This window comes from Maribacter algarum (ex Zhang et al. 2020) (assembly GCF_005885635.1).
GTDB lineage: Bacteria > Bacteroidota > Bacteroidia > Flavobacteriales > Flavobacteriaceae > Maribacter_C > Maribacter_C algarum.
This window is the reverse complement of record NZ_VATY01000001.1, coordinates 502196-527538: the sequence shown is the minus strand read 5'-3', so window position 1 is coordinate 527538 and position 25343 is coordinate 502196. Positions and strand designations below refer to the sequence as shown.

The following is a 25343-nucleotide window of genomic DNA, read 5'->3' as shown; positions in this document are numbered from 1 at the left end:
TCATAATCAACCGCTAAATCTACTTTAAAATTGCGTTCTCATCTGAGAATTTTTTATAGCTGAAATAAATTGCAGTTATCGCGAAGGCAATTAATGACAAAAGCATTGCACTGTACATGCCCATATTAATGGTCCCTGCCATAATTTCTTTTACACCCAATCCAATATTCAACACTGGAATAAATACAGTAGCCCAGGTAAACTCAATTCCAGGCATTAGGGCCATAACCAAAGGAATGATTATCAATATAATGATAGGTGAGGCTTTGCTTTGTGCTTCCTTGAAAGAGGTGGCTCCAGCTACCAATGCTATGATAAGTCCGGCCAAGAAGAGAGAGAACGGAATCAATAATAATAAGATCATAGTGATGGATTGAAAGTTCAACATTTCACCTAATGCTGAGGTGATTACTTCTGGTATGCCATCTATAAATTGCAATCCTAAAATCAGACCAATAAGATTTAGTAAGGCAGGTATAAATCCAAGAAAGGAAGCGACAATAGCTTTGCCCATGAGTACCTTGAACTTTGAAATAGGCAGTGATAATGTAGTTTCAATGGTTTTACGTTCTTTTTCACCAGTAACCAAATCAATGGCTGCCAGAAGACACCCCCCCCACATGGTCAAAATAAAGATGTAAGGTATAAAGCCCCCAACTCTTTTGCCGATGAGTTCTTTTTGTTCACCAACTTCAACTACATTCTTAACAAATGGAGTCATTTTCTCAACTGGAATTTTCAATTGTGTTATCCTAGTTTCTTTTAATCTCGCACTATACTCCTCCAGCATTGCTGAAACACGACTATTTACATTATCCTTAGTTCCGTTCTGATATATATATACTTCACTGCTTTCTAGACTATCCATCCGTACGCGCCAATCAGAGGAAAACACCAAAGCACTTTGAATTGTACCATCGTCAATCAGTGTCTTAAAGTCTATAGATTCATCATAATTGGTAACTTGGTTCAAGGTGTCACTGACCACCAAACTTTTAAAATCATCAGGAGCATTCACTAACCCGATTTGTACTTTCTTTTCTTGATTACTCTTCTGAATCATCTGGCTGACCTTTAAGCCTCCAAACATGAGAACTGGAATCAGCAATGTAGGTAGCACAATCGAGTTGATAATTGTTTTTTTATCGCGTAAAAGCTCAGTAAGCTCTTTCTTTATAATTACAAATAGTTCGTTCATCTTAGGCTTCTTTTACTCGATTAATGAATTCTTGGGTTAGGTTGTCGGCCTTCATATCTCTTTTGAAATTGTCAAAAGTGTCGTTGTAGATGATAGAGCCTTTGTTAATTATTGCAAGGTCATCGCATAATAGGTCTACCTCACTCATGATATGAGATGAGAAAATCACCGTTTTGTTATCTGCTTTTGATTCACGGATTAAATCAATGATACTATCCGCGGTAATCACGTCAAGCCCTGAAGTGGGTTCGTCGAATATGAGTACCTCAGGATTATGAATCAAGGTACGTGCAATGGATACTTTTTGTTTCATACCCGTACTCATTTGTCCCATACGTTTTTTGCGAAACTCGTTGATACCGAGTTTTTCAAAAAGATATTCCTTACGTTCTTTTAGTTCTCTCTCTGGCAACTTGAACAATTTCCCAAAGAAATCTAGGGTCTCATCTGGGTTCAGACGTTCGTAGAGTCCGGTTGAACCTGTAAGGAATCCAATACGTTTTTTTACTTCATTATTTCCTTGGGAAATATCCACACCATCTACAATGGCTGAGCCCGAGGTAGGATTGATAATCCCGGCTATCATACGCAGTGTAGTAGTTTTTCCTGCGCCATTTGGACCAAGGAGCGAAAAAATTCTTCCGGGTTTACATTCGAAAGAAACTTCGTTTACAGCATTCACTGTAACAGTTTCTTTTTTAAACCCTTTTCCTGTTTTAGAAGTAAAGGATTTTGTTAGCTTGTTTATTTGAATCATTTTAGGTTGTTGTTTTCAATACTTCTTGTTAGTTACAAAAAAGACAAAATGTTACATTTCTGGAGTTGTTTTTATTTTCAAATTTCATAAAGGTGCATTTCGAGTTCTATTCAATAGAAAGGTTGTTGTATCTGATAATTGTAATTTAGCAGCTATTGGGAACCAAATAAATTGGTTTTCTGTAGATTTAAAAATGAGTTCAAAAGAAAATCATACTCAAATGATAAAAACCGAAGCCAAACGCCTCGGTTTTTTGTCGTGTGGTATTTCGAAAGCTGATTTTTTAGAAGAGGAAGCTCCTCGTTTGGAAAAATGGCTAAAGAACAATATGCACGGAGAAATGGGCTATATGGAAAACCATTTCGACAAACGCTTAGATCCCCGTTTATTAGTAGATGGTTCGAAATCTGTGATTTCTTTATTACTGAATTATTACCCAGAAGAAACGCAAGAGGAGAGTACATATAAGATTTCCAAATACGCTTATGGCAGTGATTACCACCATGTAATCAAATCAAAACTAAGACAACTGCAAAACTTTATTTCTGAAGAAATCGGAGAAGTCAGCGGTCGCGCTTTTGTAGATTCCGCTCCTGTCTTGGATAAAGCCTGGGCTGCTAAGAGTGGACTAGGCTGGATAGGTAAACACAGTAACCTCCTGACGCAACAAGTGGGCTCTTTTTATTTTATCGCGGAGTTGATTGTTGATTTGGAATTGGAATATGATACCCCCGTAACTGACCATTGTGGCACATGTACCGCCTGTATCGACGCCTGCCCAACCGAGGCCATCGTGGAGCCTTATGTCGTTGATGGCAGTAAATGCATATCTTATTTCACTATTGAGTTAAAAAATGAAATTCCTAATGAATTTGAAGGCAAATTTGATGATTGGGCCTTTGGCTGTGATATATGTCAAGATGTTTGTCCATGGAATAAATTCTCAAAGCCGCATCGTGAGCCTCTTTTTAATCCTCATCCTGATTTACTTTCGATGACCAAGAAGGATTGGGAAGAAATTACTGAGGATGTTTTCAAGAAAGTATTTCAAAAATCTGCGGTGAAAAGAACTAAATTTTCCGGTTTGCAACGCAATATCAAATTTCTACAATAGTACTACAAGGTTGTAGTTGGTTTTAATTGAAAAAAAAGAAAATTAAATCATCAATTATTTTTAATATAGCTGTTTGTCAAAGCAGCTATGAAGAACAAAATACAACTGATAACCTACGTTGACCGCATCGGGTGTAACAATTTATCAGACCTAGAATCTTTGGTGGCCAATGAATTTAAAGGCCTCTTTGGAGGTGTTCATATTCTTCCTTTTTTCTTCCCAATTGATGGCGCTGACGCGGGATTTGACCCTATTGATCATACCAAGATAGACGAAAGGCTGGGAGATTGGAATGACCTGAAATCTTTAGGTTCTGAAATAGATATCATGTCAGATTTGATTGTGAATCATGTATCTGCAAAATCAGACGCTTTTCAAGACTATTTACAAAAAGGGGAAGATTCGGAATTTGCTGACCTGTTCCTTACCAAAGACAAAGTTTTTCCGAATGGGGCTAGCGACGCGGAAATCAATATGATCTACCGCCCTAGACCAGGATTGCCTTTTACCGAATTCAAATTACAAAATGGGGAGACCAAAACCTTATGGACCACTTTTACTCAGAATCAAATAGATATCGATGTAAAAAGTGAAATAGGTTCTGATTACTTGGATGGAATACTGGATACCTTTCAAAAGGGAGGAATTACTATGATACGTCTAGATGCTGCTGGTTATGCTGTGAAGCGCAGGGGAACTTCATGTTTTATGACTGATGAGACATTCGATTTCATAGGACAGCTCACGGAAAAGGCAAGACTAAAAGGTATTGAGGTTTTAGTGGAAATTCACTCCTTTTACCAAACACAGATAGAGATTGCCAAACGCGTAGATTACGTTTATGATTTTGCCCTACCTGTTTTGGTTTTGGATTGTTTGTACAATCAAGATGGATCCAATCTTAAGAAATGGTTGAAAGTTGCTCCTAGAAATGTGATAACAGTACTCGATACCCATGATGGAATCGGTATAGTAGACGTGGCTTCAGAAGGAGGTAAACCAGGTTTGATTCCCGATGACCGACTGAATGCTATTGTGGAGCGAATCCATGAAAATAGTGGGGGTATGAGTAGAAAGGCCACTGGTGCTGCGGCATCAAATTTAGATTTGTACCAAGTAAATTGCACCTATTTCGATGCCCTAGGTAAAGATGAAAACGCTTATTTCATTGCAAGGGCCATTCAATTTTTTGTTCCCGGAATCCCACAGGTATATTATGTTGGATTGATGGCCGGAGAAAATGATATGCAACTACTTGCCGGAACAAATGTGGGTAGGGATATCAACCGACATTATTTTACCCACGAAGAGATTGTAGAAACTACGCAAACACCCTTGTTTTCTAAATTAAAAAAGTTGATGTTATTCAGAAATTCGCATCCATCTTTCGATGGTAATTTTGAATTGATAGATTCCGAACCGCACATTTTGCAAATGAAATGGATTGCTGATAAGGACTGGTCCGAGATTAACATCGATTTAGAAAATATGGAAGTATTCATCAGTTATTCTGCAATTGGCAATACTACTATGAGATTGGAACTATAGTGAGAATCCTACTATATCGTTTTCGTTTTCATTTCTCAGGTTTTTACTGTTAAGTTTGGTTTAGCCAATCGTTTTTAATAGTATATTGTTAGGCAGAACTACCACCAAACCTTTATAAAATGGAAGTATTAAAAAAACCGACTCTTAGCTTTTGGCAGATTTTTAATATGAATGTCGGTTTCCTAGGCATTCAATATAGTTTCGGTTTACAGCAGACAGCTATTAATCCTATTTTTTTATACTTAGGTGCTCCGGAAGAAATGCTACCAATCCTAAACATTGCTGGCCCAGTTACCGGTTTAGTGGTGCAGCCTATTATTGGTGCAATGTCTGATAAGACATGGTCACCGCGATGGGGTAGGCGCAAACCCTATTTTTTAATCGGTGCGATTATAGGTAGTCTGTGTTTGTTTGCTTTTCCCTCAAGTCCGGTATTATGGTTTGCGGTTGGGTTACTATGGATACTTGATGTTGGAAACAACATGGCTATGGAGCCGTATAGGGCCTTTGTTGGTGATAAACTACCTGAAAAGCAGTTAAGCTTAGGATACCAAATGCAGAGTTTGTTTGTAGGGGCTGGAATTCTTTTGGCTAACGGTTCTATTGTATTGTTTCAATATCTGCTCGGCGATGAATCAATTGAAGTTGCAGGTGAAATTCCGCAATGGCTGTATTATTCGTTTTACATAGGTGGAATTTTATCAATCGCAACCATTCTTTGGTCGGTTCTAAAAACACCCGAAATACCTCCATCTGATGGGGAACTGGCGGAAATTAATCACAGCAAAAGCCTAGCATTAGGGAAACGTATAGCGGAGCCATTTACTGAGATTGCGAAAGCGATTAAAGAGATGCCTTCATTTATGTGGAAAGTAGGAGCGGTCTATCTTTTTCAGTGGTACGCGCTGTTTATATATTGGCAATATATTACTCCGCTATTCAAGTTGACAATGGGCTATTCAACTTCGGAAGCCGCCTCTCAATCCGCTCAAATGAGTTTGACCTATAACATCGTAACGATGGTGGTGGCGCTGGCATTGGTACCACTTACTTTGAAATATGGAGGAAAAAAAATATATGCCTTAAGTCTTGTAGGTACGGGTTTAGCACTTTTTGCAATTCCTTTCATTACTGATGCTTATTTAGTTTTGGCACCGATGGTACTTTTCGGTATTGGTTGGGCGGCTATGATGGGTATTCCATATACAATGGTTTCAAAGGTAGTCCCTCAAGATCGACGTGGGGTTTACATGGGAATATTGAATATGATGATAGTAATTCCCATGGGAATTGAAACATTGACTTTTGGCCCTATTTACAAATATTTATTAGGTGGTAGCGCAATTAATGCTATTCTTTTCGCCGGTGTGTTTTTCATAATATCTGCGGTTCTAGCGATGCGATTGAACATATCTAAAAAGTAATTTGATGAAGAATACAGGAATAAAAATCTCGCTCTTTCTGAATTATTTTGTTTTTGCAATTTTACTGAATAGTGTGGGAATAGTAATAGCCAAGTCCATTAATGTGTACGGTGTAAGCGAATCTCAAGCTTCTGTGCTTGAAGCATTCAAAGATTTGCCAATTGCTGTAGTTTCTTTTTTCATTGCATCCTTCCTCCCAAGATTTGGTTATAAAAAAGCAATGTTAACGGGCTTGGCAATTGTCTTTGCTAGTTGTCTTTTAATGATTTTCGGAAATACTTTTCTTTATACCAAAGTTCTTTTTATGGCGATTGGTGTAAGTTTTGCTCTGATAAAACTATCTGTGTATTCCCTAATTGGGATTATTACCGATTCCAAAAAAGAACACTCTTCACTAATGAGTTCAATTGAAGGTTTCTTTATGGTCGGAATTGCGGCAGCATATTTCCTATTTCCAGCCTTTTATTCAGATACCGATGAAAATGCTTGGCTCAATGTATATTATGTTTTGATGTTACTTATTGCGCTCTCTTTTCTATTTCTTTTGTTTTCCAAAGTTGAATACGAAGTAGAAGTAATTGGGTCAAATATTAAAGAAGATTTAATCCAATCCCTTAAGTTGATACTTGTGCCTTTAGTACTGGTTTTCTTAGCATCTGCATTCTTCTTTGTAATGATAGAACAGGGTATAATGACATGGTTGCCTAGATTTAATGAAAAAATATTTAGTTTCAGCGAGGCGTTGAGTGTACAGATGGCGGTTATTTTTGCTCTCTCCCTTGCTATAGGAAGATTTTTAGCCGGGTACTTAACGAAAAAAATTTCATGGGTATTTTTGGTCATAGTTTGCGTATTGATTTCAGGTGGAATTCTCTTAGCAGTTTTGCCACAATTAGAGGTGGACGTAGAGGCACTTACTGAAATATCCAGTTTGGCTGACGTTCCAATATTAGGATTTATTTTACCACTTATTGGACTCTTTATCGCTCCAATTTATCCATTATTAAACTCAACAGTACTCAGTTCGCTTCCTAAAAATTTACATTCACCCATGTCAGGCCTTATTATAATCTTCTCAGCACTAGGTGGAACCATAGGTTCAAGAATTGTTGGAGAATTATTTGAAAATATTGGAGGTGCAAATGCCTTTTATTTTTTGCTGATTCCAATGGTGCTACTAATTGTTTTCGTTTTACTTATCGACAAAATTTCTAAGAAACAAGCCCAGGTCAATTCATGATTTTTAGACTATTAATAAGTAAAACTCTTGCAGAATTACTGCTTCAAGAAGACACAGATGGGGACAAAAAAATAACCAAAGAAGATCAGGGGCCTAAAAGTTTCGAGATACTATCTACTGAAGGACGGACCTATAAAATAAAAGGGACTTATTTTCTATCAAATCTTCTTCAAGAGTTAGCCTTGGCAAAAAACAAAGGTCTCGAGGAAGTTGAGATTCCCTTGTCAAAAATCGAGGAAGAGCCTACTCAGCGAATTTCTAGAATGATTCGTGAGGTTTTTTGGGATGACCTCACAAGAACCATAGACGAAAAAGGCATTTCAAATATCGTAGGAGATGATAAGGCAGAAAGTGTAGTAAATCGAATTTATGTTCCGTATTTGGATTATGCCGCCCAAGATTATTTTAAGAAGATAGCGTCCAAATATGATTTGGAAGTTGTGGTTCTTCCCGCAGATATAACGCCTGAATATGTAAAGTCCATCAATACAAAACCGGGGATTTTGTCCTTAAAGCTTGAAGGTGAAAACGGAGTTCCATTTGTTGTTCCTGGCGGAAGGTTTAATGAAATGTATGGCTGGGATAGCTATTTTGAAGGAATAGGACTTTTATTAGACGGGCGAGTAGATTTGGCAAAAGGTATGGTCGACAATTTTTGTTATCAAATTGAACACTATGGTAAAATTCTGAATGCAAATCGTTCCTATTATTTGACAAGAACTCAGCCCCCATTTTTAAGCTCCTTTATTCGGGAAGTGTATCAAACTGATGAATCCATAGGTAAAAAATGGCTTGAAGGGGTTTTAGAAACGGCCATCAAAGAATACGAAACGGTTTGGATGGTACCCAAAAAGCGACAAACGGAAAATGGACTTAATCGCTATTTTGCTGAGGGGATTGGAATTCCCCCCGAAACAGAGCCCGGTCATTTTGTTGAAGTATTAGAGGAATACGCCAAAAAACATGAACTGACTATTTCTGATTTGGTTGAAAAGTATCAAAGCCGAGAAATTCGCGATGAGGATTTAGACACCTATTTTGTTCACGATAGGAGCCTTCGTGAAAGTGGTCATGATACCTCTTGGCGCTTAGACGATGTATGTGCTGATTTGAATACGGTAGATTTGAATTCCTTGTTGTACAAGTACGAGACAGATTTTGCCTATCTCATTGAAACTTACTTTTGTGACAAATTTAGAACAGATGGTGGAATATATACTTCCCAGTATTGGTTGACAAAGGCCAAAAACCGCAAAGAACGAATGAATTCCATTTTATGGTCAGAGAAGCTTCAAAACTATTTTGATTTCAATATCAAAAGCAAATTATTGACTGACTTTGGTTCTGCAACCAATTTTTACCCGCTATGGGCAAAATGTTGTAGTCAAGAACAGGCAAATCAAATGGTGGTCCTTTTGATGAGTAATTTCAAGGTAAAAGGCGGAATTGCTTCTACCTCGAAAAGGTCAATTGAAGAATTATCCAAAGGAAAGGTGCAGCGACAATGGGATTATCCTAACGGATGGGCACCCCATCAAATGTTAATCTGGAAAGGACTTTTGAACTACGGTTTTGAAAAAGAAGCGCACGAACTTGCCTATCGCTGGCTTTGGATGATTACACGGAATGCGGTAGATTATAATGGAACAATTCCAGAGAAATATGATGTGGTTTCTTGTACACATAAAGTATATGCGGAGTACGGTAATGTGGGAACCGAATTTGATTACATCACAACTTCCGGATTTGGTTGGATGAACGCTTCTTACCAATATGGTTTGAGTTTGTTGCCGAAAAATAGGATTGCTAATCTTGATGAACTTGTGGATCCTGATGCTATTTTTTGATTAAGCAACTCTCATGGCGCTGCATCTTTAATGTAAAATCAAAGAAGAATAGAATTATATTTGTGTCTTAAATTTTCGAGAACATGAGTGAAGAGAAGAGTAGGCGCGAGGCATTGATTTATCATGCCAAACCCCAGCCAGGTAAGATAAAAATTGTTCCTACAAAGCCTTATTCCACACAACGTGATTTGGCATTGGCATATTCTCCGGGAGTTGCAGAGCCTTGTTTAGAGATTGCAAAAGACAAGGACAACGCCTATAAATATACTTCAAAAGGAAATTTAGTAGCAGTTATTTCAAACGGTACTGCCGTTTTAGGCCTGGGCAATATTGGTCCTGAAGCCTCCAAACCTGTTATGGAAGGAAAGAGTCTCCTCTTTAAGATTTTTGCTGATATAGATGGTATGGACATCGAAGTAGATACAGAAGATGTTGATAAATTTATTGAGACGGTAAAGATGATTGCTCCCACTTTCGGGGGAATCAATTTGGAAGACATCAAAGCTCCAGAAGCATTTGAGATTGAGCGTAGATTGAAGGAGGAATTGGACATCCCTGTAATGCATGACGATCAGCATGGCACTGCAATTATTTCCGCGGCGGCGTTATTGAATGCACTGGAATTGACTGGTAAAAAGATTGAAGATGTTCGTATTGTAGTAAGTGGTGCCGGGGCTGCAGCTGTTTCCTGTACAAGATTGTATAAAGCTTTCGGAGCAAAAGACGAAAATATCGTCATGCTCGATAGCAAAGGGGTCATTCGCAAAGACCGTGAAAACTTATCCAAAGAAAAGTTGGAATTCGCCTCCGATAGAAAAATAGACACCCTTGATGAGGCCATGAAGGATTCAGATGTATTTATCGGACTTTCCATAAAAGATATTGTATCCCCTGAAATGTTGCTTTCTATGGCAAAAGACCCTATCGTTTTTGCCATGGCGAATCCTGATCCAGAGATTAAATACGAATTAGCTTGTAAGACGAGAAAAGATATTATTATGGCGACAGGCCGTTCTGACCATCCCAATCAAGTGAATAATGTTCTTGGGTTCCCATTTATATTTAGAGGAGCTTTAGACGTTCGAGCAACTGGTATTAACGAGGCTATGAAAATGGCTGCGGTAAAAGCTTTGGCCGAACTTACCCGTGAGCCTGTACCGGAGCAAGTGAATATCGCTTATGGAGAAACCCGTTTGACTTTTGGCAAAGAATACATAATCCCCAAACCTTTTGACCCGAGGTTGATTTCTGAAATTCCACCTGCTATTGCAAAAGCGGCTATGGACAGTGGCATCGCAAAAGAACCCATTGAAGATTGGGATAGGTATAAAGAAGAATTACTCCAGCGTTCAGGTGGTGATAATAAAGTAGTGCGCTTGCTGCACAATAGAGCAAAAATGAGTTTGAAGAAAATTGTTTTTGCTGAGGCGGATCATTTGGATGTGTTAAAAGCCGCTCAGATAGCCTATGATGAAGGAATTGCGACACCTATTTTGTTAGGGAATAAAGAGATTATTTTAGAATTGATGCATGAATTGGAATTCCATGCGGACGTTGAAATTATCAACCCTCAATCTGATGAGGCTTCAGCAAAGCGGGAAAAGTATGCAGAACGATTTTGGATGAATAGACGTCGTACTGGAAGTACTTTGTACTATGCTCAAACGCAAATGAAGAAACGAAATTCGTTCGGGTCAATGATGGTCTTGGAAGGAGATGCCGACGGTATGATTTCTGGGTATTCCAGAGCTTACCCTATGGTGGTAAAACCTGTTTTTGAAATAATCGGTAGGGCTTCTGGAGTTTCAAAAGCTTCAACCGTTCATATAATGATTACTAAAAGTGGTCCTATCTTCTTAGCGGATACTTCTATAAATATTAATCCGACAGCCGAACAACTGGCGGAGATTGCTCAAAATACCGCTAATGTAGCTTCTACTTTTGGTTTTGAACCGGTTATGGCTTTATTATCTTATGCGAATTACGGCTCCTCAACCCATCCGCATTCAAGAAAGGTAAAAGAAGCCATTCGTATTTTGCATGAACGAAATCCTGATTTAATAGTAGATGGAGAAATTCAGGCAGATTTTGCCTTGAACAAAGAATTGCTGCAAAGCCAATTTCCATTTTCGAAACTTGCAGGTAAAAAGGTAAATACCTTGATTTTCCCCAACTTAGAATCAGCAAATATTACATACAAGCTACTTAAGGAATTGAATAAAGCAGATTCTATAGGCCCTATTATGGTTGGCCTCCGAAGATCTGTACATATTATGCAATTAGGAGCCAGTGTTGATGAAATGGTAAATATGACCGCTGTAGCCGCAATTGATGCTCAGGAAAGGGAGAAAAGAAAAAAGGCCAGAATTAATAAATAATAGAATACCCAAATGATTCATCACCTTAAAGGAAAACTTGTAGAAAAGAATCCAACCCATGTTATAATTGAGTGTGGAGGAGTTGGTTATTTCGTGAACATATCCTTACATACATTTTCTAAGATAGCTGATGTAGAAAGTATCAATCTCTTTACGCATTTGCAGGTGAAAGAGGACTCACATACCTTGTTCGGGTTTTCTGAAAAATCAGAACGGGAAATATTTAGGCTCTTATTGTCCGTTTCCGGTATTGGATCCAGTACAGCTCGTACAATGTTATCATCATTATCACCTGCTCAAATTCGGGATGCAATTGCAAGGGGTGATGTTCCTACAATACAGGGTATCAAAGGTATAGGGGCTAAGACGGCGCAACGTGTGATTTTGGATCTAAAAGACAAGGTTTTAAAAGTCTATGATATTGACGAAGTTTCCCTCAGTTCAAACAATACAAATAAAGAAGAAGCGTTATCAGCATTAGAGGTTCTTGGGTACACCCGAAGACAGTCTGAAAAAATTGTGGATAAAGTGCTTCTTCAAGATTCCTCCCTAAGCGTTGAAAACATTATAAAACTCGCGCTTAAAAATTTGTAACTAGTTTGAAAAAAGGGGCAAAACAAATACTTAAATCTTCATTTAAGCTAACCATTCTATTCCTACTTTTCTTTACGGCCACGGAGTCTTCCTATGCCCAAGAAACAGATGAAGAGAATACACAGCAACAAGACTCTGTAAAAACAGGTTTCTCATTAGGAAAACTGATTCTTGAGAATCCTGAAAGTATTGTCTCCAAATATATCTACGATCCGAATTTAGACCGGTACATCTACAACGAAAGTGTCGGTGATTTTGATATTGGCTATCCCATCATTCTTACGCCGGATCAATATTACGATTTAGTCCGTAAGGAGGGAATAAAGGATTATTTTAAGGAAAAAGGAGACGCACTATCCGGTAAAAAAGAAGGGTCTGGCGACGCTCAGAAAAACCTACTTCCAAATTTTTATGTAAACAATAACTTCTTTCAATCCGTTTTTGGTGGAAATACTATTGAGGTGATACCACAAGGCTCTGTTGCGATGGATCTAGGTGTGATTTGGCAGAAGAATGACAATCCTTCTTTATCTCCAAGAAATAGAACCAATTTATCTTTTGATTTTGATCAGCGGATCAGTTTAAGTATGCTGGGTAAAATAGGAGAGCGGCTTCAAGTCACAGCCAACTATGATACCGAAGCTACTTTCGATTTTCAGAATATCGTAAAATTAGACTATACACCTACTGAGGATGATATCATTCAGAGTATTGAAGTAGGTAACGTAAATATGCCATTGAATAGTTCGCTTATTCAAGGTGCCCAAAGTCTATTCGGGGTAAAAACACAATTGCAGTTTGGTAAAACGAAGGTTACGGCGGTTTTCTCAGAGCAACGATCGCAGAATAACACAGTAGTCGCACAAGGTGGAGGAACTATAAGTGATTTTTCGATTACCGCTTTGGATTATGATGAAGATAGGCACTTCTTTTTAGCCCAATATTTTAGAGACAATTACGACCAAGCCCTTTCAAAATACCCGTATATACAAAGCAAGGTTCAAATCACAAGATTAGAAGTCTGGGTAACGAACAGAAGTCAGCAGACTTTGAATGTTAGAAATGTGGTTGCTATACAAGATTTAGGGGAATACGACGAGTTAAGTACGGTAATAGAAGAAAGAACGACAAGAGTGGGTAAGCTAGGAGGTGTTTCAGGAACATTCTTTAATACCAATGGCAATGGTCCAAATAATTTGCCTAGAAACAATGCAAATGGTTTTGACCCTACGCAAATAGGAAGTGGGGCGCTTACTACTGATATTCGTGATATTGCAACAGTAGAAACAGGCTTCAATATTCCCGGATATCAAGTTGATCAAGGTTTTGACTATGCTATCTTGGAAAATGCAAGAAAATTAGACCCAGGTAGAGATTACGAGTTTGATACACAGTTAGGGTACATTTCATTAAATCAGCGTTTGAGTAACGATGAGGTATTGGGTGTTGCGTTTCAATACACCATCGATGGGCAAGTTTTTCAAGTAGGTGAATTTGCGAACGGCGGTGTTGATGCCACTAGTGCTACTGTTCAAACAGGAACGACAAACCCAATAATTGAGAACAATACTTTGATTCTGAAATTATTGAAAAGTAATGTAACCAATATCACCGACCCTATATGGGATTTGATGATGAAAAACATTTACGCTACAGGTGCTTTTCGTTTGAGTCAAGAAGATTTCAAGCTGAATATTCTATACTCTGACCCAACACCTCGTAATTATATTACTCCCGTTGACCCTTTTCCTACGTCGGCCCAAAGTGAGAAAGGAAAACCTTTAGAGGAACGAATTTTATTAGATGTCTTCAATTTGGATAGATTGAATGCCTATAATGATTTACAACCAGGTGGTGATGGTTTCTTTGATTTCATTCCAGGTCGAACGGTAAATACCCGAAACGGACTTATAATTTTCACAAAGACCGAACCGTTTGGAGAATATTTACATGATTTGTTAGGAGGTGGTGATTATAACAGGGAAGAAGATTACAACAATAATCAGGCGAAGTATGTATTTCGCGACATGTATGAGCTTACGAAGGCAGCTTCTTTGCAAAATCCAGAGAAAAATAAATTTCTCTTGAAAGGACGTTATAAATCCGAAGGAAGCAATGGTATTCCGATTGGTGCTTTTAATGTGCCAAGAGGCTCAGTACGTGTAACGGCTGGTGGTCGAACTTTACAGGAGGGTATTGACTATACGGTAAACTATCAAGCAGGTACGGTACAGATACTAGACCCAAGCTTAGAAGCTTCGAATACACCCATTAATATATCGGTAGAGAATAATGCTGTTTTTGGACAGCAAACCAGGCGTTTCACGGGTATTAATGTAGAGCACCAGGTGAATGAAAATTTTGTTTTAGGTGGAACACTTTTGAATCTAAATGAGCGTCCCTTAACGCAAAAATCGAATTTTGGAACAGAACCTGTTAACAATACTATTTTTGGTTTAAATGGAAACTTTTCAACAGAAGTACCTTGGTTGACTAGAATGGCAAACAAATTGCCGAATATAGATACTGATGTAGCTTCGAATGTATCAGTACGTGCTGAAGTAGCATGGTTAAAACCTAATTCCCCAAAAAATGCAGATTTTCAAGGAGAGACTACAACGTATTTGGATGATTTTGAAGGAGCGCAAGCCTTAATCGATATTCGCTCTTCTTTGGGCTGGTCATTGGCGAGTACCCCAATTGAGTTTGCAGAAGGTAAACAAGGTTTGGAAACGGGCTTTGAAAGAGCCAAAATGTCTTGGTATACCATCGACCCTATATTTTATACGAATCAAAGACCTTCTGGTGTTACGGATAGTGACATGTCAACCAACGAAACAAGACGGGTGTTTATACAGCAACTTTTTCAACAAGACGTGGCTCAAGGACAGACACAAGTACAGAATACTTTGAATATTAATTACTTTCCAAACGAAAAAGGGCCCTACAATAACAATCCGAATTTTGAAGCCGAGCAACCACAGGATAAATGGGCTGGAATTATGCGTTCACTGAGCAGTACCAACTTTGAGCAAGCAAATGTGGAGTTCGTCCAGTTTTGGATATTAGATCCCTATGTTGATGGAATTACAGATTCCCCTGGAGAACTGGTCCTGAATTTTGGAAATATCTCAGAGGACATTCTTAAAGACGGAAGAAAACAATATGAGAATGGACTTCCAGGTGTTGATAGTAGTGAACTCGTTCGAGATACAGACTGGGGTAGAGTACCTCAAACACAGGCCCTAGTATATGCCTTTGATGCTGATGAAAACAACAGGACTTTACAGGATATAGGATTGGATGGTCTAAACGACGCCGATGAAGCAACAATTTACGGAAACAATACTGGTGATGATCCAGCATTGGATAATTATCAATATTACCTGAATCGTGAAGGTGATATTTTAGAACGGTACAAAGATTTTAATAACCCGGATGGTAATTCCCCTGTTAGTGTTTCTAATACCGATAGAGGATCAAATACCTTACCCGATGTTGAGGACATTGATCGTGATTTAACTATGAATACGATTAATAGTTATTATGAATATCGCATTCCCATTCGGCCCAATGCTACCGTAAACGATAAATATGTTACCGATGTTCTGGAAACAGCACCCGTGCCGACAAATGATGTACCTGATGGTAGGCAAATCAACAGACGTTGGATTCAGTATAAAATCCCTTTGAGTGATTTTACCGAAGCAGTAGGGGGTATTTCTGATTTCAGGTCTATTAGTTTTATGCGAATGTACATGACTGGCTTTACAACTCCGGCGGTACTTCGTTTTGCAACTTTAGATCTAGTTCGTGGGGATTGGAGAACGTATACCAAGAATCTTCAAGATGATATGGTTGACAGTGACCCAACCGATGATGGAACTGTAATTGATGTAAATGCGGTAAATATTGAGGAGAATGAAAACCGAACTCCCATTCCATATGTTTTACCTCCTGGAGTGGTACGTGAACGTTTGAATAATAACAATACGGTGATTCGTCAAAATGAACAGTCCCTATCCTTTGTCGTCGAAAATTTGGAGTCTGAAGATTCAAGAGGTGTTTTTAAGAGCTTGAATATTGATGTACGTCAGTATAAGAAGTTGAAAATGTTCATGCATGCGGAGAAAATTGTCGATAGTGACTATTCTGACGATGATACCCCTTTGGTAGGATTCTTAAGAATTGGTACCGATTTCTCAGAGAACTTTTACCAAATTGAACGTGCATTACAGCTTACCCCCTTTACAGCAAGAACAGAAGATGAAATCTGGCCTGAGGTGAATGAGATGGAGATTCTGCTGTCTGATTTGAATAAAGTGAAATCTGCTTGGATAGCTGGTGGTGATTTAAGCGAAGTACGCTTTTTTGAAGTAGAGAATGGAGAGGTGATTCCAGTAGACGAGTTTGCGCCAAGGACTTTAGGACGTAACCGAATTGGAATAAAAGGGAATCCTTCTTTAGGAAGTATCCGAAGTATGATGGTCGGGGTAAAGAATATTGATAATATCCCTGCTAGAGGTGAAGTTTGGTTTAACGAATTACGTCTAGCCGGTTTGGATAACAATGGTGGTTGGGCTGCAGTAGCTGCCATAGATGCAAATATGGCGGACTTTGCCAATGTTACCGCTACTGGAGCCAAAAGCACTTCTGGTTTTGGGGGAATTGATCAAATGCCAAATGAACGAGCTAGAGAGGACGCACTTTCTTATGACGTGGTAACCAATGTGAATGTTGGGCAGTTGCTTCCTAACAAATGGAATATTCAACTACCTTTCAACTATGGTATATCTGAAGAAATTATTACACCTGAATTCGACCCTGTTTATGACGACTTAAAACTTCAAGACCGAATTGATGCTGCCGATTCGCAGGAAGATAAAGACATGGTTTTGGAGCAAGCTGAAGATTATACCAAACGAACAAGTATCAATTTAATAGGAGTTCGAAAAGATCGAGGAGAAGAAGCTGATGCCAATTTCTACGATATTGAAAATTTCACCTTTAATTATTCCTATAACGAAACCGAACATCGTGATTTTGAGATTGAAGATTTGAGAGATCAAAGTGTAAACACCGGATTTGTTTATAACCATGCATTCAAACCAGCTGAAGTAGCTCCGTTTGCAAAGAAAGATTCTTTATTTAATGGTAAGTATTTGAAATGGTTGAAGGATTTGAATTTTAATATATTGCCCGCTACCATATCAGTGAATTCAAATATTGATAGGCAGTTTAACCAGCAACGCTTTCGCGATGTTTTTGTGGAAGGGGAAGAGCGCTTAGCACTGCCTACGTTAAGACAACGCAACTATCAATTCAATTGGCAATATGCAGTGAATTATAGTTTGACCAAGTCGTTACGATTAAATCTGACCGCTAGCAATAATAGTATCGTACGTAACTTTTTAGATGCAGATGGTAGAATAGACGATGACCTTGACAGACAATTGAATATTTGGGATGGTTTTTTCGATATCGGTGAGCCTAACCGTCATGCACAACAAATGGAGTTGAATTATGAACTGCCATTCAGTAAGATTCCAGCTTTAGATTTTATCAGCTCACAGTATACCTACAGTAGCAATTTTGACTGGCAAAGAGGTGGTGATGCTATAAATCAGGTGGCACGCGAGTGGTTAGAACTGAATGATCCCGGTAGGGCAGGAAACTCTCAGGTTAATACAGTTCAAAATTCTAACACCCATAATTTGACGGCGTCTTTATCGATGCAAAAATTCTATGATCTTATCGGGTTAAAGAAAAAAACAGGTAAAACTCAGACAAGTGCAGCCCCTGTTCGAAAAGATAAGGCAGGCAACCCTAAGGAAAAAGAGAAGAAAAAAGGACCGCGTAAAACCAGTAAACTTTTTAATACGTTTGTAGATGCGGTTACTATGGTGAAACGCTTGAACCTTAATTATAATGAAACGAATGGTACTGTTTTGCCAGGTTATACACAATCGATAGGTTTTGTAGGTACTACCAGACCAACTTTTGGTTTTGTATTTGGCAGTCAGTCCGATGTTCGGTTTGAGGCGGCGAGAAACGGATGGTTGACTCCGTTTGGAGATTTTAATGAGCAATACATCCGCAGAACGAACAAACAGTTGAATATTACAGCAACTGCGCAACCTCTTAAAGATTTGACTATTGATTTGGTGGCGGACCGCCAATTCTCTGAAAGCTCTCAAGAAAATTTTGATCTGGAAAAATGGAAAAACGGACAACCCGCCCTTGTTAATAGCCTTGGAAGTTTTAGTATATCTACCATGATGATAGGTACTGCTTTTGGAAAAAGTGATGAATTTGATTCAAAAAACTTTGAGCAGTTTAAGCAAAATAGGATTACGGTTGCCAATCGAATAGAGGCTGACCGTGGTAATCAATCTGAAGGTGCGGTTGATGCAGAAGGTTTTCCTAGAGGTTATGGAAAAACGCAGCCTGATGTTTTGCTTCCCGCATTTTTTGCGGCCTACACTGGTCAGGATGCTAGTCGTGTGAACTTAGATGGTTTTAGAAAAATCCCCATTCCAAATTGGAATATAAAATACACGGGATTGATGAAAAACAAGTGGTTTAAAAAGAAGTTTAAACGTTTTTCTGTTAGTCATGGGTATCGAGCTGCATATAGTATTAATTCATTTCAGTCGAATTTAGAAATACAAAATGGTAGGGAAATTTTTGATGAAGATGACCCGAGCGGAATCGAATTTGACTTCCGACCTGAGTTGATATTTAACAATGTAGTTCTGACAGATCAGTTCAATCCGTTGATGCGTGTTGATTTTGAAATGAAAAATTCCGTAAGTGTTTTGGCAGAGGTTCGAACCGACCGTATGCTATCCTTGAGTTTGGATAACAATTTACTTACCGAAAATAACGGAAAAGAGTATACTGTTGGTTTAGGCTACCGAATAAAGGATGTGAAATTCGTCACCAATATTGGCGGACAAAAAACGCGTCTGAAAGGAGATTTGAATTTGAAGGCCGATGTTACCCTAAGGGATAATTTGACCATTATTCGTAACCTCGACATTGATAACAATCAAATTACTTCAGGCCAAAACCTCTTATCCATTAAGTTTACTGCAGACTACGCATTAAGCAAGAATTTGAATGCATTGTTCTTTTACGACCACTCTTTCTCACAGTTCGCGGTATCTACAGCCTTTCCGCAAACCACCATTAATACAGGGTTTACACTTCGCTATAACTTCGGGAATTAAAAAACGTCTTTGCGAGGCTTTTTTTTGCCGAAGCAATCTGTTGCTATCAAACCAGAAGTTTTTCAATATGAACTTACCGCTTCGTTACAGTAAAGTAAACAAACAGATTACCTCGTCGCCATGACATTTGTTTTTCTTCAAAGTTTGGTTTGGTTCCTCGCAAAGATGTCTCGGAATGGAATTTTCAGTTTGAATTCGATTTTAGTATTTGAGTTTGTAACGGAATCATTTACATTTGTCTGACTAATTAAAATTCCTATAATGAACATACCATCAGAATTAAAGTATACCAAAGATCACGAATGGGTAAGTATCGAAGGTGATATCGCTACAGTCGGAATTACTGATTTTGCCCAAGGTGAATTAGGCGATATTGTTTATGTTGAAGTCGAAACTTTAGATGAAACCTTAGATCAAGACGAAGTCTTCGGTACGGTAGAAGCGGTGAAGACGGTTTCTGACCTTTTTCTTCCTTTGACCGGTGAAATTATTGAATTCAATGAATCATTGGAGGATGAGCCGGAAAAAGTGAATACGGATCCCTATGGTGACGGATGGATGATAAAAATAAAAATGAGTGACCCTTCGCAATTTGAAGGATTACTTTCAGATGCCGATTACAAAAACTTAATAGGTGCCTAAACGAATTTTTTTCACAATTGCGTTTATAAGCTGGATGGTGTTTGTAACATTTTCCAGCTTATATTCTTTTCAAGGACCCCACGTATCTCGATTCAATATTCCGCACGCCGATAAGATCGTTCATTTCGTGTTTTACTTCGTTGCCTGCATTTTGGGAACCTTCTTTTTAAGAGAACGCACTAAGGGTAACCTACCGTTTAAAAAGGCTGTGGTAATCATGATTTTGGGGACCATTTTTTTTGGTATACTTATGGAAGTGCTACAATATAGCATGACCGTAACTAGAACGGGTGATTTACTAGATGGACTTGCAAATACTACAGGAAGTTTTTGTGGTGGAATCTTAATGAAATTCTATTTTTCTGGTAAAAGACGGTTAAAGTGGGAATTTTAATTGCTTTTTTAGGATATATTTAATTAAATTAGCAAACACATTAAAAGTAAAACTATGGAACCAAAAAAGAATCCAAAAGCAGACTTAAGTAGAAATACTGGTTTATATTTTGCTGTAGGATTGTTCGCTGTAATGGCTCTTACGTATTTTGCCTTAGAGCATAAAACCTATGAAGGGGGTAATGAATATGATATTTCAATGAATGTTGATGATGATTTGGATGAAGAAGTTCCAATGACTGAGCAATTAAAAACTCCACCACCACCACCACCACCAGCGGCACCTGAAATCATTGAGGTTGTTGAAGATGAAGAGGAAGTTGAAGAAACGGTAATCGAATCTACGGAAAGTAACGAGGAAGAAGAAGTTATGGAAGTAGAGGATGTTGAGGTTGAAGAAGTTGATGAAGATGTTGATGTACCTTTTGCTGTAATTGAAAATGTACCTGTTTTTCCAGGTTGTGAAAGTGAGAGTAATAAAAGAGCTTGCTTTAATAAAATGATGCAAAAACATATCAGTAAGAACTTCCGTTATCCAGAAATCGCTCAGGAAATGGGTGTGCAAGGTAGAGTTAGTGTTATGTTTACGATTCAAAAGGATGGTAGTATCGGAAACGTTAGAATGCGTGGTCCGGACAAGAACTTAGAAAAAGAAGCTGCTAGAATTATTTCTAAATTACCAAGAATGACTCCTGGTAAGCAAAGAGGTAGGGCGGTACGTGTACCTTTTAGTATTCCGATTACTTTTAAATTACAATAGAAGAAATATTCTCTCATAAAAAATCCCCAGCAACTCGCTGGGGATTTTTTGTTTTCAATCTATGAGTAGAATTCTACTTTTCTTTTAAGCTATTATAAACCGTTTCGCGAAATCTTTCCGGACTAATAAATCCATTGCCATGAACAGTGTCATAAGCTTCAGTAAGTGCTGCATTGGCTTTTACATCCTCTAAGGTAGCATCAGCATCAATTGCTGCCTGAATTTTGCCGCGTATATCTTCCAGCATGGCAACATACGTTTCCAGTTCTTTCTTAGAAGAAGGTCTGCCATGACCTGGAATGATTCTAGTATCCTCATTGATTACCATTAAAGCCTTTTTATGGGCCTCTATATAGCCATTGACACTACCGCCACTTTTCAAATCCATATACGGATAGCGACCTGAAAAATAGGTGTCACCCATGTGCAGTACATTATTATTCATAAAGTATACCATGGCATCTCCATCGGTATGCGCATTGTGAACATGGAAAGCCATTATGGTCTCATCGCCGTCATAAAATGTAATATCCTCAGAAAAAGTAACTTCAGGAAGCATTTTGGCCAAATAGTCTGCTGTAATCTCATTTTTGTCAAGCTTTGCCTGCATGGTGGCTTTGATTCGGTCCCGTACGTTATCATGGGCCACCAAAATGACAGCATCTGAATTGAATTTGGCATTTCCACCGGAATGATCTCCGTGCATATGTGTATTGAATAAAGTAGCAATTGGCTTATCCGTTAAATTTGCGATGGCTGCTTGAATTTTTTTACTTAGCCTGTCAAATTGATCATCGATCATAAATACATTGCTTTCGCCAACATAAATACCAATATTTCCACCTTGACCGGTTAGCATATAAACGTTTTGTGAAAGAGTATCCACAGTAATTATGACTTCTTTGTCCTGTGCGTTCACAAGAAAAATCGAAGTAAAAGTAAATAGAAATGTCAAAAAGGAAGCTTTCATTTTCATACGATTGAGAGTTATTGTGTCTATTTTCAAATATAGGATTAAATCAGTGTAATTGGTTGTAAAAAAGAAGGTTGGGGTTTATCTTTGCACACCATTTAAAAACAGATATGAAGACGGCAGTCAGTTCGGCAAAAAGTACCACTTGGTCTTTGGCTTTTTCCGATTTTAAGGAGATTACCAAAGCACGGCTGGCGATAAGCGTTGTCTTTTCTTCCCTTGCGGGATATTTACTGGCTCCTGTTTCCCTAGATGCCTTTTCGTTATTGCTTTTGGCCTTTGGAGGCTATTGTATGGTTGGGGCCTCGAATGCTTTCAACCAAGTCATAGAAAAGGATTTGGATGCCTTAATGAACCGAACAAAGAATCGACCCATACCTTCAGGGCGTATGTCGGTAAACAAGGCCTTATGGATCGCGGTTTTGATGACGTTGTTAGGTGTAATCGCTCTATACTATTTGAATCCGAAAACGGCAATGTTCGGCGCGATTTCTATTTTTTTATACACAAGTGTTTATACCCCTTTAAAAACCAAAACGCCCTTAGCGGTTTTTGTGGGTGCTTTTCCAGGTGCAATTCCTTTTATGTTAGGGTGGGTTGCGGCAACAAATGATTTCGGAATTGAACCAGGAACCTTATTTATGATACAGTTTTTTTGGCAGTTCCCACATTTTTGGGCACTAGGATGGATGTTGGATGAGGATTATAAAAAAGGGGGCTTTAAAATGCTTCCCACGGGCAAAAAAGATACTGGTACGGCATTACAGATTATAATGTATACGATTTGGATGATGGTCATATCGATAGTTCCCGTTTTTGGAATAACAGGAGATTTGACACTCTCAATACCTGCGGCGATAGTTGTATTTCTAATTGGAGCCGTGATGTTGTTTTTTGCTTTCCGTCTTTATGAAAAAAGAGATAATCCCGCAGCGCGGAAATTAATGTTGGCTAGTGTAAGCTATATTACATTGATGCAGATTGTTTACGTAATTGATAAATTTATATAACGCATATATGGCAATGGATTTAACCCAAGGTTCGGAGAAGGATAAAGTTGATAGATCGAAAGTAATGATGCTATGGTTCGGCATTGTTGCTTTATTGATGGGCTTTGCGGCTTGGACGAGTGCTTATATCGTAAGTAGCTCTAGAAAAGACTGGATAGAAAATATTGAATTACCATCTCTTTTTTATGTAAGCACAGGACTTATTATTATCAGTAGCCTAACCTATATCTTGGCAAAACGGGGCGTGCAACAGAACAAAAACCAGTTCAGTACAATACTATTAATCACAACTATGATTCTAGGCATTGCCTTTATTCTGCTCCAGTTTAGTGGTTTTGAACAAATGCTTTCTAAAGGGAATTACTTTACAGGGCCAACTAGTAATATCAAGGCATCCTACATTTATTTAATCGCTGGTGTGCATATTCTGCATGTAGTAGCGGGGCTCATTTCGTTATCAGTTGTTTTATTCAATCATCTAAAAGGGAAATACACTTCACAAGAATATCTAGGCATGACATTAGGTGCTACTTTCTGGCACTTTTTAGGCATTTTATGGGTGTATTTAATATTGTTTATGACCTTTGTAAAATAAATTGAATTAAAATAGGTTTTCATAGCAATTCAATTTTTGAAACGTTAAAAAAGATGTAAATTTGCACAAATCTAATCACAGGATAAGTTATATATGGATTCAACGGTAGCTACAGGTTCGGAAGAAAACGTTTGGGGTGGAGGTAACAAGCCCTTAGGAGCAAGTTATGGTAAATTAATGATGTGGTTTTTCTTGGTCTCCGATGCCTTGACATTCTCTGGATTGTTGGCCGCATACGGATTCTCTCGTTTTAAGTTTATTGAGACTTGGCCAATTGCAGATGAGGTTTTTACTCACGTTCCTTTTGTTCACGGTAATTTTCCAATGATTTATGTAGCGTTTATGACGCTTATTCTGATTATATCCTCAGTAACTATGGTACTGGCTGTTGACGCGGGCCATAGAATGAAAAAGAATGCGGTTATCTGGTACATGTTTTTGACCATTATTGGTGGTGCCATCTTCGTTGGTTCTCAAGCATGGGAATGGGCAACTTTCATTAAGGGTGACTTTGGAGCTTTAGAAACCAAAGGTGGTCGTATTTTACAATTTGTAAATGCAGATACTGGTGAAAGAGCTGCAATTGCCGATTTTGCAACAACTATTGAAAGCGAACGAGTTAACCATGAGAAGAAAAATGGCGTATGGTATTATGAGGGTCAAGCACTTCCTTCGTATTCTTTGAACGAGGTTATTGCTGGTGTTAAGGCGAATTCCAATATCCAAATAAGAACAGAGGCTATTATTCAAGAAGGAGAAGGACAAGGAGAGAAAACACTCTTGAGCAGAGAAGAAACCTTAACAAAATTAAATGACGCAGTTCAAGTGGTGGAAGGCGCAAACCTTATTCAAAATGAATATGGTAGCCGACTTTTTGCGGATTTCTTTTTCTTCATAACAGGATTTCACGGTTTTCACGTTACTTCAGGGGTTGTAATTAATCTAATTATATTCTTCAATGTAGTTTTAGGGACCTATGAAAAACGAGGCCATTATGAAATGGTCGAAAAGGTAGGATTGTACTGGCACTTTGTAGATTTAGTTTGGGTATTCGTATTTACCTTTTTCTACTTGGTATAATATTTATTGTCATTCCCGCGTAGGCGGGAATCTATTTAACTTAGTTATATATTTTTCAGATTCAACGGGATTAAAAAGAGTTTATTAAATGGCACACGAGCATAAATTAGAAATTTTCAGAGGATTATGGAAGTTCAAATCTAACACGCAAAAAATTTGGGGCGTACTTGCCTTCTTATGTGTTGTTACGGCAATAGAAGTAGTTCTGGGTATCATGAAGCCCGAAATCCTAACAGACACCTATTTTTTAGGCATGAAGTTGTTGAATTGGATATTCATTATCTTGACTCTTGTGAAAGCCTATTATATTGCCTGGGATTTTATGCACCTGCGTGATGAAAAAACGGCCCTGAGAAGAGCAATTGTTTGGACACCGATATTCCTTGTGCTATACCTTGTATTCATATTGCTTTTTGAAGCCGATTACGTGTACAACGTTTACAAAGATGGCTTTGTGACATGGAATTTCTAACGTATAATTAACAATCTAAAAAGACGGCATATGAGCCGTCTTTTTTATTTTTGTACAAGCCGAATTTAGTTCGGCTTCTTTTCAAT

Annotated in this window: 18 protein-coding genes; 15 read left to right on the top strand and 3 right to left on the bottom strand. The window is 38.3% G+C overall.

Annotated elements, in window-relative coordinates; genetic code table 11:
• Positions 1 to 19: 19 nt before the first annotated feature.
• Positions 20 to 1198: an ABC transporter permease gene (locus FEE95_RS02275; protein ID WP_138656207.1), complete on the bottom strand. Its 1179-nt coding sequence runs from the start codon at positions 1196 to 1198 to the stop codon at positions 20 to 22.
• A 1-nt stretch (position 1199) separates the two neighbouring features.
• Complete coding sequence (locus tag FEE95_RS02270) at positions 1200 to 1955, bottom strand: ABC transporter ATP-binding protein (RefSeq protein WP_138656206.1); 756 nt, start codon at positions 1953 to 1955, stop codon at positions 1200 to 1202.
• A gap of 193 nt (positions 1956 to 2148) precedes the next feature.
• Here FEE95_RS02270 and queG point away from each other — a divergent pair, with 193 nt between their 5' ends.
• The 11 genes from queG to FEE95_RS02215 all read left to right on the top strand — a co-directional run bounded on the left by queG (position 2149) and on the right by FEE95_RS02215 (position 21127).
• Positions 2149 to 3069: a tRNA epoxyqueuosine(34) reductase QueG gene (gene queG, locus FEE95_RS02265; RefSeq protein ID WP_138656205.1), complete on the top strand. Its 921-nt coding sequence runs from the start codon at positions 2149 to 2151 to the stop codon at positions 3067 to 3069.
• An 87-nt stretch (positions 3070 to 3156) separates the two neighbouring features.
• Positions 3157 to 4617: a sucrose phosphorylase gene (gene gtfA / locus FEE95_RS02260; protein ID WP_138656204.1), complete on the top strand. Its 1461-nt coding sequence runs from the start codon at positions 3157 to 3159 to the stop codon at positions 4615 to 4617.
• Between the two features lie 119 nt (positions 4618 to 4736).
• Positions 4737 to 6041: an MFS transporter gene (locus FEE95_RS02255; RefSeq protein WP_138656203.1), complete on the top strand. Its 1305-nt coding sequence runs from the start codon at positions 4737 to 4739 to the stop codon at positions 6039 to 6041.
• Positions 6042 to 6045: 4 nt separating this feature from the next.
• A complete protein-coding gene (locus tag FEE95_RS02250; RefSeq protein ID WP_138656202.1) occupies positions 6046 to 7281 on the top strand; it encodes an MFS transporter in 1236 nt (411 codons plus the stop codon).
• Positions 7278 to 9128 carry a trehalase family glycosidase gene (locus tag FEE95_RS02245; protein WP_138656201.1) on the top strand — a complete coding sequence of 617 codons (1851 nt, stop codon included), beginning with the start codon at positions 7278 to 7280 and terminating at the stop codon, positions 9126 to 9128. The genes FEE95_RS02250 and FEE95_RS02245 overlap by 4 nt, the downstream gene beginning before the upstream one ends.
• 83 nt (positions 9129 to 9211) lie before the next feature.
• Entirely contained in the window at positions 9212 to 11506 is a 2295-nt protein-coding gene (locus FEE95_RS02240; protein ID WP_138656200.1) for an NADP-dependent malic enzyme, read from the top strand.
• A gap of 12 nt (positions 11507 to 11518) precedes the next feature.
• Positions 11519 to 12100: a Holliday junction branch migration protein RuvA gene (gene ruvA, locus FEE95_RS02235; protein WP_138656199.1), complete on the top strand. Its 582-nt coding sequence runs from the start codon at positions 11519 to 11521 to the stop codon at positions 12098 to 12100.
• 5 nt (positions 12101 to 12105) lie between these two features.
• Complete coding sequence (gene sov / locus FEE95_RS02230) at positions 12106 to 19332, top strand: T9SS outer membrane translocon Sov/SprA (RefSeq protein ID WP_138656198.1); 7227 nt, start codon at positions 12106 to 12108, stop codon at positions 19330 to 19332.
• Positions 19333 to 19593: 261 nt separating this feature from the next.
• Positions 19594 to 19974, top strand: coding sequence for a glycine cleavage system protein GcvH (gcvH, locus tag FEE95_RS02225; RefSeq protein ID WP_138656197.1), 381 nt, complete (start codon positions 19594 to 19596; stop codon positions 19972 to 19974).
• Positions 19975 to 20008: 34 nt separating this feature from the next.
• The gene (locus tag FEE95_RS02220) at positions 20009 to 20368 is read left to right on the top strand and encodes a VanZ family protein (protein ID WP_262710884.1); all 360 of its coding nucleotides are present in this window, start codon (positions 20009 to 20011) and stop codon (positions 20366 to 20368) included.
• Between the two features lie 54 nt (positions 20369 to 20422).
• Positions 20423 to 21127, top strand: coding sequence for an energy transducer TonB (locus FEE95_RS02215; protein WP_138656195.1), 705 nt, complete (start codon positions 20423 to 20425; stop codon positions 21125 to 21127).
• 73 nt (positions 21128 to 21200) lie between these two features.
• Here the strand turns inward: FEE95_RS02215 and FEE95_RS02210 are convergent, their stop codons facing one another.
• A complete protein-coding gene (locus FEE95_RS02210; RefSeq protein ID WP_138657542.1) occupies positions 21201 to 22097 on the bottom strand; it encodes an MBL fold metallo-hydrolase in 897 nt (298 codons plus the stop codon).
• 113 nt (positions 22098 to 22210) lie between these two features.
• On the opposite strand from FEE95_RS02210, the gene cyoE reads away from it, so the two are divergent.
• The 4 genes from cyoE (at position 22211) to FEE95_RS02190 (ending at position 25257) form a co-directional block, all read left to right on the top strand.
• A complete protein-coding gene (gene cyoE, locus FEE95_RS02205; RefSeq protein WP_138656194.1) occupies positions 22211 to 23110 on the top strand; it encodes a heme o synthase in 900 nt (299 codons plus the stop codon).
• A gap of 13 nt (positions 23111 to 23123) precedes the next feature.
• The gene (locus tag FEE95_RS02200) at positions 23124 to 23705 is read left to right on the top strand and encodes a cytochrome c oxidase subunit 3 (RefSeq protein ID WP_138657541.1); all 582 of its coding nucleotides are present in this window, start codon (positions 23124 to 23126) and stop codon (positions 23703 to 23705) included.
• 93 nt (positions 23706 to 23798) lie between these two features.
• Positions 23799 to 24785, top strand: coding sequence for a cytochrome c oxidase subunit 3 (locus tag FEE95_RS02195; protein ID WP_138656193.1), 987 nt, complete (start codon positions 23799 to 23801; stop codon positions 24783 to 24785).
• Positions 24786 to 24873: 88 nt separating this feature from the next.
• Positions 24874 to 25257: a cytochrome C oxidase subunit IV family protein gene (locus FEE95_RS02190; RefSeq protein ID WP_138656192.1), complete on the top strand. Its 384-nt coding sequence runs from the start codon at positions 24874 to 24876 to the stop codon at positions 25255 to 25257.
• Positions 25258 to 25343 lie beyond the last annotated feature (86 nt).

Excerpts from the sequence above, each read along its gene's own strand:
- FEE95_RS02215 (WP_138656195.1), top strand. The coding sequence starts at position 20,423 with ATGGAACCAAAAAAGAATCCAAAAGCAGACTTAAGTAGAAATACTGGT.
- FEE95_RS02255 (WP_138656203.1), top strand. The coding sequence starts at position 4,737 with ATGGAAGTATTAAAAAAACCGACTCTTAGCTTTTGGCAGATTTTTAAT.
- gtfA (WP_138656204.1), top strand. The coding sequence starts at position 3,157 with ATGAAGAACAAAATACAACTGATAACCTACGTTGACCGCATCGGGTGT.
- FEE95_RS02270 (WP_138656206.1), bottom strand. The coding sequence starts at position 1,955 with ATGATTCAAATAAACAAGCTAACAAAATCCTTTACTTCTAAAACAGGA.
- FEE95_RS02190 (WP_138656192.1), top strand. The coding sequence starts at position 24,874 with ATGGCACACGAGCATAAATTAGAAATTTTCAGAGGATTATGGAAGTTC.
- gcvH (WP_138656197.1), top strand. The coding sequence starts at position 19,594 with ATGAACATACCATCAGAATTAAAGTATACCAAAGATCACGAATGGGTA.
- FEE95_RS02245 (WP_138656201.1), top strand. The coding sequence starts at position 7,278 with ATGATTTTTAGACTATTAATAAGTAAAACTCTTGCAGAATTACTGCTT.
- queG (WP_138656205.1), top strand. The coding sequence starts at position 2,149 with ATGAGTTCAAAAGAAAATCATACTCAAATGATAAAAACCGAAGCCAAA.
- FEE95_RS02200 (WP_138657541.1), top strand. The coding sequence starts at position 23,124 with ATGGATTTAACCCAAGGTTCGGAGAAGGATAAAGTTGATAGATCGAAA.
- FEE95_RS02210 (WP_138657542.1), bottom strand. The coding sequence starts at position 22,097 with ATGAAAGCTTCCTTTTTGACATTTCTATTTACTTTTACTTCGATTTTT.
- FEE95_RS02240 (WP_138656200.1), top strand. The coding sequence starts at position 9,212 with ATGAGTGAAGAGAAGAGTAGGCGCGAGGCATTGATTTATCATGCCAAA.
- ruvA (WP_138656199.1), top strand. The coding sequence starts at position 11,519 with ATGATTCATCACCTTAAAGGAAAACTTGTAGAAAAGAATCCAACCCAT.
- FEE95_RS02250 (WP_138656202.1), top strand. The coding sequence starts at position 6,046 with ATGAAGAATACAGGAATAAAAATCTCGCTCTTTCTGAATTATTTTGTT.
- FEE95_RS02195 (WP_138656193.1), top strand. The coding sequence starts at position 23,799 with ATGGATTCAACGGTAGCTACAGGTTCGGAAGAAAACGTTTGGGGTGGA.
- cyoE (WP_138656194.1), top strand. The coding sequence starts at position 22,211 with ATGAAGACGGCAGTCAGTTCGGCAAAAAGTACCACTTGGTCTTTGGCT.
- FEE95_RS02275 (WP_138656207.1), bottom strand. The coding sequence starts at position 1,198 with ATGAACGAACTATTTGTAATTATAAAGAAAGAGCTTACTGAGCTTTTA.
- FEE95_RS02220 (WP_262710884.1), top strand. The coding sequence starts at position 20,009 with ATGGTGTTTGTAACATTTTCCAGCTTATATTCTTTTCAAGGACCCCAC.